The following is a 12,827-nucleotide window of genomic DNA, read 5'->3' as shown; positions in this document are numbered from 1 at the left end:
CGGCGCGACGGCTGGCGCGCTTGGCTGGGGCCGGGCCGGCTGCGGACGCGGCGCTACCGGTTGGGCCGCGGGGGCAGGAACGAGCAACGCTTCGATCACCGCTACTTCGAGCGGCAGATGGCCGTAGGGCGTGGTGCGCAACTGGTAATCGAGATTGCTAAACAGCTTCACCCACTGCACCAGCACCGCCATCTCGGCCTGCTGCGCCCACTGCGCCAACTGCGCCGCCTCATCGTCGCCGAGATCGAGCAGCGCGCGATCGCCGGTCGCCTTGAGCAACATCACCGCGCGCAGCCGTTCCACCAGATCGCGGGCAAACTGGCGCAGATCGGCGCCCTGATTCGCCACCGCATTGACTGCGCGCAGCGCAGCGGTCAGGTCAGCGGCGAGCAAGGCCGCAATCAACGCATCTACCTCGGCGGCAGCGGTCATACCGAGCAGACTCTGCACATGGTGCAGGGTAATCGGCCCCTCGACGAACGAAGCCAACTGTTCGAGAATACCGAGCGCATCGCGCATACTGCCGGTTGCAGCGCGGGCAATCGCTTCGGGAGCGCCATCGGCCAGCGCGATCCCCTCGGCGGCGGCAATCCGGCGCAAATGGGCCGCCATCGACGTCACGCTATGGCGGACGAAGGTAAAGCGTTGGCAGCGCGACAAAATCGTCGCCGGCACCTTATGCACTTCGGTCGTGGCGAGGATAAAGAGGGCGTGATCGGGCGGCTCTTCGAGCGTCTTGAGCAGGGCATTAAACGCCGCGGTCGAAAGCATGTGGGTTTCGTCGATGATATAGACCTTCATGCGAGCGACGCTGGGACGAAACTGCACCCGCTCGATAATCTCGCGCGCATCCTCCACGCTGGTGTGGGAAGCGGCATCCATCTCGATCACGTCAACCGCGCGGCCTTCGGCGATCGCCGTACACATCTCGCACGTCCCGCACGGGCGCGCCGCCGGATCGGGATGGAGACAGTTCACCGCCTTGGCGAGCAAGCGGGCCATTGTCGTCTTGCCGACGCCACGCGGGCCGGTGAAGAGATAGGCATGGCCGACCCGGTCTTCGGCAATCGCATTGCGCAGCGTCTGCACCACATGCTCTTGCCCCACCAGCTCGGCAAAGGTTTGGGAACGCCATTTGCGGTAGAGTGACTGAACTGCCATCGCGCTTTCGGGTGTCGGTTGGTCAGCAGCAGGTATTATACCAGAGGCGAGCGGACAGCATATTTATTAGAAGCTCGCTGCGCGGGCTGAATAGCCACGAAAAGACGCAAAAGGCACAAAACATGGTTTGAATATCTTTGTGGCTATCACCCAAACCCGCCTGTGCGTGTGAATCCTGTGCGGCGTTGCTCGCTTGGTGGCTTGGCGTTGCGCCCTCACCCCCCGGCCCCCTCTCCCACCTCACGGCGAGAGAGGCGGAGCCGCCGGATTGGCGGCAACGACATTGCTACAGCGGAACGCAGCAGCGCCCCTCTCCCACCCTAGTGGGTTCACGGGCGGACAGCACTTCTGATCCCTAGCATACTTGATCGCCATACGCACCAAGCACAATGGCACGGTATGATAAGGCAGACAAACACCGCAACTGCAACAGTAGACACCACGATTCAGACTGACTTTCTCGACGCGCACGCGCGGCACTGTATGGAGTTTTGACGTGGCCGATGAAGACGTTCCGCATGCACCGTGGGCCGTGCGGTGGAATCGCGGCTGGGCCTCGATTCAATCACTTCAAGGACGTCTTGGGAAAGTAGACTACAGCGAAGTGCAATATACCTTTGGCCCACTAATTGATGGCATTAGGAAAAGCATTGACAGCGGCACCACACAACGATATGACTGATCCGCAACGCATTCGGGAAGCGATCATCGCGGCCTTGCCGATAACATATAGCGCTGTTCCAGAACGATGCTTCTTGTATGTGCCGATATGGCATAAAGACGCGCTCCGTTTAGAATATCGGCTCGTACAGGGAATGAGCGGAGAGGGGAAGTCTTCTGGACGGCAGCCCTTGTCACTGATTCATTACGTACCGTGATCGGTCAAGTTGAACCCAAACTTGCCCAAGCGGCGGTATCAATCGGCTTCGCTGCGGCAGCCGATGTGGACGCTTACCCCAGCCGCGACATTCTGGCCGAACTGCTCAAACAGGCGGCCACCCCGTACGATATCTGGCGCGCGGTGGGTGCCCGCTGGCTGGCAAAGCTCACCGGCGAGCATGTGCCGGCAGCTTGTTGGCACGAGACGGTTGCTTGGGTGCGCCAAAACCCGGAAGCGTTGGCCCGCATCGCGCAGGCGGCTGACCAGCGCCTAGCAGCGAGCAGCGTTACGGGTTGATCGTCTTCGACGACCTCGACCGCACTAGCACCGACTGGAACACGGTGAACCAAATCGTCTTCGACCTCTTGCGCGTGGTGTTGTGGTTGATCGAGTTTAAACGGTTGCATACCAAAATCTTTCTGCGCGGGGATCAACTCTATCGCTTGGATTTGAGGAGCTTCCCCGATGTGGCGAAACTCACAGTCAAGAGTGCTGGATTAAGGTGGGATCGCTACGATCTGCATGGCCCGCTTTGGCAACGGTTCTGTAACGCCGATCACGAGTACGGCGCCGTGCTGCGCGACCTTTATGCCCGCATCACCGGCCAGCCCGCCCGCGCTGAGGATGGCGTTTGGCTATTAAGCAATGAAGTGAAAACTGATGTATATCTGCAACGTCGATTGTTTGCCGCTCTAGCCGGCGATCGGATGGGCAAAGATAGCTGGCGGGGCGAGCCTTATGAGTGGTTGGTCAATCACTTAGCTGATGGCGCAGGGTGGGTATCGCCGCGTTCCTTTCTGGCCGCGATTCGAGCGGCGGCTGAAGACTCGGAGCGCTATCCAAACTATCCCTACCCGCTCCATTACGAAAGCATCAAACGCGGCGTGCCACAAGCATCACAGGTTCGGGTGGATGAAATAGCCAAGGATTACCCGTGGGGCACAAAACTGATGGCGCCGCTCCACGGCCTATCCGTACCTTGCCCGATTGAGACGATCACAGCGAGCTGGCAAGAACGCTTTCCGAATGGGCCGGCTGATCTTGGCGGAGATTATTTGCCGCCACTATGGATTGATCACGGATGGAGCGGCATCAAAAACCATTTGTTTCACCTTGGCATTGTTGAATTCACGAGCGACAATCGCATCAACATGCCTGACATCTACCGGATCGGGTTCGGGCTTGGCCGGCACGGCGGGGTCAAACCGATCAAAACTGGAACATCACCGGTGGTATAATGTTAAACCAGTACCACCCGTCTGTGCCAGAGGATGCCCTATGCTCACCTACGAGCAATTGATTGCCCTGTTGATCGAAAGCCTCGAGCAACACCAGATCAACATCGTCCACACCCAAGAACTGCTTGACGTTCACACCTTGGGACGCAGCCTGCACGTGGCCTGTTTGCCGCCGAATACCGATAAAACCGGCGCATGGGCGCAACCGCCGTTACGCGCCGTGGTGAGCATCCACTGGCCAGCGGAGCTGACCATTGCCTCATTGCACGGCCAACCCATCATTGATGCGCTCAACCAGATTGTCGCCGAACGGCTGCGCACGATGCGGCGCGCTAGCTCAATGGCATTTGACGTGACCTATTTTCTGCCGCTGAGCGATAACGAACAGCAGGCAGCAGATTTTGAGGATGTAACCGCCAAGATCCTCGATCTCTTTGCGCGCCATGCTGACATCGAGGACAACTTCGCGATCAACGGCGTTCTCCGCCTAAGCAGTGAACAAGCGTCCACACTGACGCAATTAACCGTGACCCGGCTCTTCCCGGTGGAACGATTGCAGGCTGAGGCGGTGGAAGAGATAATTGCGGCGATGAGCGGCGAACTGCGCGAGATCCTGCCGCGGTTAGCAACGGTCTTTCCGCCAACGCCGAGCGATCCTGAGCCGGGGCTTGATCCGCAGTTTTATTTGCGACCACCGACTGCCTGATGCCATTTTCGCCTTCTGCGCTGCAAGCCCTGTTCCAACCCGGCGTGAGCGAGCGCTGGCAAGCGGTGCAACGCTGGTTGCACCCCGAAATGCTGGCGCTGGCCAACCGCGCCGCCGAACGGGCGGCAGCGCTTTTGCCGCGACAGTGGCCGCTGTACGAATTGAGCTTCAAGGCGCGGCGAGCGCTTGATCGCGGCAAGGGGCGGCGCGATCCGATCGAAGACTATTGGTTCGCGTTCGACCGGCCACCGCGTGGGGCCGGCGTTATGCTGACGGTGAGCGGGGTTGAACGCACGGTCACGGTGGGCCTACAACTGTGGGGCATCCGGCGACCGCAACTGGCCCGGCTCTGGCGCGAAGCGCGCCCGTTGTGGGAGGCGCTGATCGACCGGATCGGTGCGGAAGGGCAGGCGCGGTTTGCCAGCCGCCGCCCGCCCGCGCCGGGCATGCGCTGGATCGAACATTATCTGGCGCAACGGCAAGCTCAATATCTGTGGGCCGGTTTTGTCTATCCTTGGGATAACCTGCCGTCCGACGAACGGTTGATCGATGATCTCTGCGCGTTGCTGCCGCTCAATGAAGCCTTGATGGAGCTGGCCGAGATCGAGCTGGCGACGACCCACACGTTGCGCGAGACACCTGAACGCTATCACGCCGGATTGCCGCCATTCGAGCAGATCGCTGCCACGATTCGCCGGCGCGGCATGGTGATTGATGAACGCATACTGGAAGCGTTTCATCTGGCGGTGCAAGCGCGACCACTCGTGATTCTGGCTGGGCCGAGCGGCAGCGGTAAGACGTGGCTCACCCGGCTGTACGCCGATGCGCTGATCGGAGTGGTGGAAGGCCACCCCAACCCGATCTACCTGCTGGTTGCGGTGCAACCTGACTGGCACAGCGCCCGCGATCTGCTCGGATACTACAACACGCTCACTGGTCTCTACCAGCCGACCGCATTTCTGCGTCACGCGCTTAAGGCCGCCGCTGACCCTGATCAAACCTACATCGTCTGCCTCGACGAGATGAATCTGGCCCGGCCCGAATACTATCTAGCCCCGATCCTCTCGGCGATGGAGACTGCCGAGGGGTTGATTGATCTCGGCACCCCGCTGGCCGAAACGCCGCTAGCCGGCGGCGGCGCGGTGCGGAATCCGCTGCGCTTGCCGGCCAATCTGCGCCTGATCGGTACTGTCAATGTCGATGAAAGCACCTTCTTGCTCAGCGACAAAGTGCTCGATCGGGCCAACTTGATCGAACTAGGGAACTTTGATCTTAACCGCTTCCGCGCTGTGTATCAAGGAGCGATCGACGACCAGATCTGGCAGATGCTGGCCGCGATCCAGACCCACATGGCAGCGGCAGGAAAACCAGCCGGGTATCGGGCTTTGGGTGAAACGCTCCGCTTCATCGAACAAGCCAGCAGTATGAGTCCATTCGAGGCGCTAGACGTACAGATGCTCCAGCGCCTCTTGCCGCGCCTGCGCGGCGACGACACCCCGCGCTTCCGGCAGGCGCTGCGCGGGTTACACGCGCTTTGTGAAGGAAGGCTCCCGCGCAGCGCAACCCGGCTCGAACAGATGCTAGCCCGGCTTGATCGCGAGGGGTATACCGACTTTTACGGCTGATCCGGCGTCACGCCACCCGCACCGCGGCGAGACAACGCACTGGCGAGGGGACACTGCCCACTTGTTGCCACGTACGCCCGCGATCATCGCTGCGCCAGATTTGGCCGGTATCGGTACCGGCCCACACCACATCAATATGATAGGTGCTCGGCGCAAACGCGCTGAGCGCGCCTTGCCATGCACCGGTCACTTCCTGCCACGTTTTGCCGCCGTCCTCGCTGCGCATAACGCGCGTGCCCTCAGCGACTGCGGCTAACAACACCTCCTGCTTCCCCGACAGCACCGCCAACAAACACGCGTCCGGCACCCCCAAATCGGCATCGCGCCAGACACCCATTCCCTGCACGGTCGCTACCGGCAGACGATCACTGGCGAGAAAATTAAACAACACCCGATCCTCGGCATCGGCCTCGCGCCACTGCCGGCCACCATCATCACTGCGCAAGAAGGCCTGCTTCGTCGCCACCACTAAACTCAGCGAATCGGCAGCCACCAGCGCGAACACCTGCTCGCCGGACAATGCCATATCGGGCAACAAGCGCCAGCGGCCCGCGCCACCCGGATCACTGAAGATGTACAGACCATTATCGGTGCCAACATAAAGCACTCCAGCCTTTGCCATGCCGCCTCCTTCGCCATACTGTCACACTGGCGCATGCTGCGCAACCATACGCGATTGTAGCATAGCATTGCATGATGCAATGTGATATGATGATAGAGTATCTCAAGCTAGAGCGCATCCCCGTTCGACGGTTCCATCTAGTTGCTCGCTACACAATCACTGCGGGATGAGATTATGTCGCTCGTACATCTGCGCCAGCTTTGGCAGAGCGCCGATCCGGCGCCAAGCGCGCTGCGATTAGCGGTTTGGTACACGATCATTGCCGGAGCATGGATTTCCTTCTCTGACAGGCTCCTCACGCTTATGATCAGCGATATAGAGAGCTTGACCGGCTGGCAGACGGCCAAGGGCTGGCTGTTTGTGCTGGCAATGGCCGGTTGGCTGGGATGGGAACGATGGCGCGCGCTCAAACGATACCAGCGCATCAACGACGAACTCCGCGCGCTCAATGCCTCGCTCGAACAGCGTATCGCCGAACGCACCGCGCCATTGCAGGCTGCAAATGCCGAATTGAGCCAGATTAATCAAGAGCTTGAAACCTTTACCGCAACGATCTCTCACGACCTCAAAGCGCCGCTGCGCGTGATTGAAGGCTATAGCCAACTCCTCTTGCGCTTTCATGCCCAACGGCTCGACGATGACGGCAAACAATGCCTCAATAGCATTCGCACGGCAACCACCCAAATGAACCAACTGATTGACGATTTACTTGCCTATACCCACATTGAACGCAAAGTGCTGGAATATGCCGAGATTAACCTTGCCGCCATCATCGAAGAGATTTTGGCCATGCATGCTGATCAAATCGAGACACGCGGCATCACCATCGAACAAGATATTCGCTGTCCGGTGATGCGCGGCGACGAGATCGGCATCACCTTGGCGCTACGCAACCTGATCGACAACGCGCTGAAATTTACGGCCCACGTTCCCCAACCGCGGCTGGCAATTGGCGCCGAAGCCATGGGCGATACAGTGCGATTATGGGTCAAAGATAACGGAATCGGGTTTGACATGCGCCATCACGAGCGCATTTTTGCTATTTTTCAACGCTTGCACCCCCAAGATGCGTATCCCGGTTCTGGAATTGGGTTAGCTATCGTGCAAAAAGCAATTGAGCGCATGGGCGGACGGGTCTGGGCCGAGAGCAGCCCCGGCGCCGGCGCAACGTTTTATTTGGAGATCCCGTATGCCACCGCATCACCTGCATCTGTTATTGATTGAAGATAATCCCTTTGACGCCGATCTCTTCCGGCGCGCGATGCTGCTGCACGATGCTAACGTCAAGATCAAACATATCGATTCGTATCAAGCTGCATACGCACATCTCAACAGCTTAGCAACGACTGCGACATCCTACGATGGGGTGATTCTCGACTTACACCTCCGTGATGGCGATGGCATCGATCTGCTCGCCTACATTAGGTCTCACCATCTGCCGCTAGCGGTGATTATCCTGACAGGCGGCGGCGGCGATCACATGGTGATCAGCGCACTGAAAGCCGGCGCTGATGATTATGTCATCAAGCACAATGACTACCTCGACCGGATCGGCGCGATCATCGAGCAGGCGTGCCAGCGTTTTCATTCCCAGCAAGCGCGGCGCAGCCGGACGATTACTGTCACCTACGTTGAATTCGGCGCGACCGACGGCGAAGCAACGATCCACTATCTACAACGTACCGCGCCCCACCTGCACTGTGTGCCGGTGCGTAGCCAGCGCGCGTTGTTGCACGCTTTGGCCCGGGGCCATCCTGCAGGTGATCTCGTGCTGATCGACTGCGCGCAACCACGCTTGGCCGTGCTCGATCTAGTGAAAGAATTGATCCAATTCCACCGGCTGGCGCAGCCGATCATTGTAATAGCCCAGCCGGGCAACGAGGAGTTTCCCTTACAAGCATTACGGCTCGGCGTGGTCGATTATATTATCAAACGGGAAGGCTTTCTCGCCCAATTGCCGATCGCGATAGAAAACGCCCACTACCGCGCCCAACTCCATCAGCAAAACGAGCGCCTCCGGCTGCAAGCCCAAGCGCTCAACGATGCCGCTAACGCCATCGTGATCGCTGACCGTAACGGCATAATCGAGTGGGTTAATCCGGCTTTTACCACTCTGACCGGGTACGAAGCAGCCGAAGCGATCGGCCAATCAACCCGCCTTTTGCGTTCTGGCAAGCAAGATCGCGCCTTCTACACCGCGCTCTGGAATCAGATTTTGGCCAAGAACCCATGGCGGGGCCGGCTGATCAACCGGCGGAAAGATGGCAGCCTCTACCACGAAGAGATGACGATTACGCCGGTCACTGACGAGAACGGCGTGATCAGCCGCTTTATTGCTATCAAACAAGACATCTCTGAACAAGTCGCCCGTGAGCAACGTCGCGCTACCTTAGCAGCAATCGGAACAGCTCTGCGCCCGGCGCAATCGCGGGCCGAGTTGACGCCCATCCTCCTAGGGCAGGTGCGCGAGGCATTTGCTGCCGAAAGCCTTGCCCTCTTGCGACCACATAACGGCATATTGCATGTTGATAGTGCGCTGAGTTGTCTCGCCGCGCTTAGACAACAACCTGCGGTGCTGGCTAGCTTGAGCGATCGGTTTCGGCGCGTCAGCGGCCCGATCTCGGTCGCAGACCTGCTCAGTGCAACCGGCAAGACAGTGATCGGCGTGCCATTGTACGCCGCAAATCGCTTGGTGGGGGTATTGTTGTTGCAGCGAGCAACACCGCTGAGCGAAGCCGAGCTGGATTTGCTGAACGACATTGCCGAGCTGTTCGCCAACGCGCTGCACCACACCGATCTCTTCGAGCAATTGCGCGCAGCGAATGCCGAATTGCGCGCCGCGTATGATGAAACGATTGAAGGTTGGTCACGGGCGCTCGATCTGCGTGACCGCGAGACCGAAGGCCATTCGCGCCGCGTAACCGAATTGACAGTGCGGATTGCTGCGCGCATGGGCTTTAGCGAGGAAGAGTTGCTGCACGTGCGCCGCGGCGCGCTGTTGCACGACATCGGCAAGATGGGCATTCCCGACGCGATCTTGCTCAAGCCTAGCCCGCTCAACGACGAGGAGTGGGCAATTATGCGCACCCACCCCACACTCGCCGTCGAACTGTTGCGCCCAATTGCCTTTCTTGCTCCGGCGCTCGATATTCCGTGGTGCCACCACGAAAAATGGGACGGCACCGGCTACCCGCGCGGTCTGCGCGGCGAGGAGATCCCGCTGGCGGTGCGCATCTTCGCCGTGGTTGATGTCTACGACGCCCTCACCAGCGACCGGCCCTACCGGGCCGCGTGGTCGAGGGAACGGGCGCTGGCGTATATCCGCGAACAAGCCGGTCGCCACTTTGATCCGTGGGTGGTGGAAGTTTTCGAGCAGGTCATCGCCGAGATGGGCAGCAATGATATAATGAAGTGAAGAAACGACGGGCGCAGCGCGCTGCGCCTGTGCCTGATTGCAGAGATTCAGCGCGCTGCGCCTGTGCCTGATTGCAGAGATTCAGCGCGCTGCGTCCGTATAAGGAGTTGGTATGTTGAATTTTCTCCGGCGGTTGCTGGGTGACAGCAACGAGAAAGAGATACGCCGGCTGCAGCCAATAGTGGAAGAGATCAACCGGCTTGGCCCCGAATTCGCCAAGTTGAGCGATGCCGAGCTGCGCGCCAAGACTGATGAATTCCGCCAGCGTCTGGCCGATGGCGAGACGCTTGATGATATATTGCCCGAAGCCTTCGCTACCGTGCGCGAAGCAGCCGCGCGCACGATTGGGATGCGCCATTTCGATGTGCAGTTGATCGGCGGCATTGTGCTGCACCAAGGCAAAATCGCTGAGATGAAGACCGGCGAAGGCAAGACGCTCGTCGCCACCTTGCCGCTTTACCTCAATGCGCTCGAAGGCAAAGGCGCGCATCTGGTCACGGTCAACGACTATCTGGCCAAAGTCGGCGCCGGATGGATGGGGCCGGTTTACCACTTCCTCGGCCTCTCGGTCGGCTTTATCGCCCACGAACAGAGCGCGTTGTACGACCCTGACTATATCGATCCCAACGCCAATCCCGAAGACCAGCGCCTCGTCCATTGGCGACCTTGCACCCGGCGCGAAGCCTATCTGGCCGACATTACCTACGGCACCAACAACGAGTTCGGCTTCGACTATCTGCGCGACAATATGGCATACGAGAAGTCGCAGCTCGTGCAACGCGCGCTGCACTACGCCATCGTTGACGAGGTTGACAACATCTTGATCGACGAAGCGCGCACGCCGTTGATCATCTCTGGCCCGGCGCAGAAGTCGTCTGATCTCTACCGCCAGATGGCGAAGTTGGTGCGCCAGTTGCGCCGCTCGTCGGTGACGGCCAAGCAGGTGAAAGAGGAGGGGCTGGAGCCGGACGGCGATTTCTTTGTCGATGAGCGCAGCAAGAGCATCTACCTGAGCGAAAAGGGGATCGAGAAGCTTGAAAAGTTGCTCAATATCCCCGCTGGCGAGAGCCTGTTCGATCCCGAACACTACGAGAAGACCCACTACGTCGAGAATGCGCTTAAGGCCCAGTTTATCTACCAGCGCGACCGCGACTATATGGTGACGCCGAACGGCGAAGTGGTTATTATCGACGAGTTCACCGGGCGGGCAATGCCGGGCCGGCGCTGGAGCGATGGCCTCCATCAGGCGATCGAGGCTAAGGAAGGGGTGGCGATTAAGAACGAGAATGTGACGCTGGCTACCATCACCTTCCAAAACTACTTCCGCATGTATAAGAAGCTGGCCGGTATGACCGGTACGGCCTACACCGAGCGGGAAGAGTTCGCCAAGATTTACAATCTCGATGTGGTGGTCATTCCAACCCACAGGCCGATGATTCGCGAGGATCTGCCTGACCAGATTTACGCCACCGAAGAGGCGAAATTCAACGCCGTGCTGCGCGAAGTGGAAGAGATGCACGAGATTGGGCGACCGGTGCTAATTGGCACCACGTCGGTCGAGACCTCCGAACGGATCAGCGCCATGCTCAATCAGGCCGGCATCCCGCACAATGTGCTCAACGCCAAACAGCACGAACGCGAGGCGGCGATTGTGGCGCAGGCCGGGCGCAAGGGTGCAGTGACGGTCGCCACCAATATGGCCGGTCGCGGTACCGACATTCTGCTCGGCGGTAACCCTGATGGTTTGGTTGAAGAGTTTCTGCGTAAAGAGGGCCTGACCATCGAAACGGCCACGCCTGAACAGAAGCGAGCGGCGTGGGAGAAGGCGAAGGCGTTGACCGAGGCCGAAGGCGAAGAGGTGCGCAAGCTCGGCGGTTTGCACGTGATCGGCACCGAACGCCACGAGGCGCGCCGGATCGATAACCAGTTGCGCGGGCGCGCCGGTCGCCAAGGCGATCCCGGCTCGTCACGATTCTTCCTCTCGCTCGAAGATGAATTGCTGCGCCGGTTTGGCCCGGTCGACCGGATCAGAGGCTTGATGGAGCGGTACGTTGGTTCCGATGTACCGTTGCAAGCCGGCCTGCTCGATCGCACAATCGAAGGTGCGCAGACTCGCGTCGAGGGCTATAACTTCGATGCCCGCAAGCACACCGTCGAGTTTGACGACGTGATGAATAAGCAGCGTCAGATTATCTACGCTGACCGCAAGGCTATCCTCGACGAAGCCGATATGCGCGAGCGGGTGCTCGATCTGATGGCGGAAGAGATTCAGAGCCAGATCGACGAGCATCTGAGTGATGAACCCGATGAGTTCGAGCTGACCGAGGTGCTGCGCGCGTATCGCCGGATCAACCCGACCCTGCCGCCGACCGTCACTGCTGAGACGTTGAAGGGGAAGAAGAAAGAGGAGATTGAGCAGTTCTTGCTCGATCAGCTCGAAACTGCTTACGCCGAGCGCGAGAAGGCAGTTACTCCCGAAGTGATGCGCACGGTCGAGCGACGGGTGATGTTGGGCGCAATTGACCGCCAGTGGGTCGATTATCTGACCGCAATGGACGAATTGCGGCAGAATATTCTCTTGCAAGCCTACGCGCAGAAAGACCCCTTGATCGAGTTTAAGCGCGAGTCGTTCCGCATGTTCGACGAGTTGAAGGCGAACATTGCGCGCGATATTGTCTATAACGTGATCCCGGCCTCGTTCCAGTATGAAGCCTACCTGCGCCAAATCGCCGAAGAGCAGGCCCGCCGTTTGGCAACCGCGCAAGTCGCCGGCAGCAGCAGCGAAGTCGAGCAGGGGCGCAAACCACAACGCCGTTCTACGCCGCAGATCGGGCGCAACGATCCGTGTCCGTGCGGCAGCGGCAAGAAGTTCAAGCATTGCCACTTGGGTCGCGAGCACGAGTTGACAAGTCTAGGGAATGCAACACCGGTGGCAACTTCTGCGCCGGCGCCGGCTAAGGCGGCGCGTCTGGCCAACCCGGCTATCGCCGAAGAGGCGGCCAAGATCAAAGCTGCGATCGATAGCGGCCAATTGCCGCCAAATGGCCCTGCCGCGCAACGCGGGCGCAATCCCCAATCGGTGCCGCGGGGGAAGAAGCGGTAAGATCACGCCCCACCCCTCGCCCCTCCCCGCTGGGGGAGGGGCATGTACCACTCCCTCCCCCTCCGGGGGAGGGCTAG

General features: G+C 59.7%; 9 protein-coding genes. 7 read left to right on the top strand and 2 right to left on the bottom strand.

All coding sequences use genetic code 11. The features are described 5' to 3' along the window. The coding region (dnaX, locus tag U9R81_RS10645) for a DNA polymerase III subunit gamma/tau (RefSeq protein ID WP_322495437.1) at positions 1-1,161 on the bottom strand (1,161 nt) is incomplete at its 3' end. Positions 1,162-2,035: 874 nt separating this feature from the next. Here dnaX and U9R81_RS10640 point away from each other — a divergent pair. From U9R81_RS10640 to U9R81_RS10625, 4 genes are read left to right on the top strand one after another with little or no spacing between them, the layout of a single operon-like run. Beyond that, complete coding sequence (locus U9R81_RS10640) at positions 2,036-2,338, top strand: hypothetical protein (RefSeq protein ID WP_322495436.1); 303 nt, start codon at positions 2,036-2,038, stop codon at positions 2,336-2,338. Continuing rightward, entirely contained in the window at positions 2,335-3,279 is a 945-nt protein-coding gene (locus U9R81_RS10635; protein WP_322495435.1) for a hypothetical protein, read from the top strand. The genes U9R81_RS10640 and U9R81_RS10635 overlap by 4 nt, the downstream gene beginning before the upstream one ends. Positions 3,280-3,319: 40 nt before the next feature. After that, positions 3,320-3,985, top strand: coding sequence for a hypothetical protein (locus U9R81_RS10630; protein WP_322495434.1), 666 nt, complete (start codon positions 3,320-3,322; stop codon positions 3,983-3,985). Next, positions 3,985-5,610 (top strand): McrB family protein, encoded by a 1,626-nt coding sequence (locus U9R81_RS10625; RefSeq protein WP_322495433.1) that lies wholly within the window; start codon positions 3,985-3,987, stop codon positions 5,608-5,610. Before U9R81_RS10630 ends, U9R81_RS10625 begins: the two co-directional genes overlap by 1 nt. 7 nt (positions 5,611-5,617) lie before the next feature. Here the strand turns inward: U9R81_RS10625 and U9R81_RS10620 are convergent, their stop codons facing one another. Continuing rightward, the gene (locus tag U9R81_RS10620; protein WP_322495432.1) at positions 5,618-6,232 is read right to left on the bottom strand and encodes a WD40/YVTN/BNR-like repeat-containing protein; all 615 of its coding nucleotides are present in this window, start codon (positions 6,230-6,232) and stop codon (positions 5,618-5,620) included. Positions 6,233-6,406: 174 nt separating this feature from the next. On the opposite strand from U9R81_RS10620, the gene U9R81_RS10615 reads away from it, so the two are divergent. The 3 genes from U9R81_RS10615 (at position 6,407) to secA (ending at position 12,750) form a co-directional block, all read left to right on the top strand. Further along, on the top strand, positions 6,407-7,456 hold the full coding sequence (locus U9R81_RS10615) for a sensor histidine kinase (RefSeq protein WP_322495431.1): 1,050 nt from the start codon (positions 6,407-6,409) through the stop codon (positions 7,454-7,456). After that, positions 7,422-9,647 carry an HD domain-containing phosphohydrolase gene (locus U9R81_RS10610; protein ID WP_322495430.1) on the top strand — a complete coding sequence of 742 codons (2,226 nt, stop codon included), beginning with the start codon at positions 7,422-7,424 and terminating at the stop codon, positions 9,645-9,647. Before U9R81_RS10615 ends, U9R81_RS10610 begins: the two co-directional genes overlap by 35 nt. Positions 9,648-9,759: 112 nt before the next feature. Then, on the top strand, positions 9,760-12,750 hold the full coding sequence (gene secA, locus U9R81_RS10605; protein ID WP_322495429.1) for a preprotein translocase subunit SecA: 2,991 nt from the start codon (positions 9,760-9,762) through the stop codon (positions 12,748-12,750). Positions 12,751-12,827 lie beyond the last annotated feature (77 nt).

It is taken from the genome of Chloroflexus sp. (assembly GCF_034435895.1).
Lineage (GTDB): Bacteria > Chloroflexota > Chloroflexia > Chloroflexales > Chloroflexaceae > Chloroflexus.
Note: the sequence above shows the minus strand (reverse complement) of the source record. Positions and strands in the feature narration are given on the sequence as shown.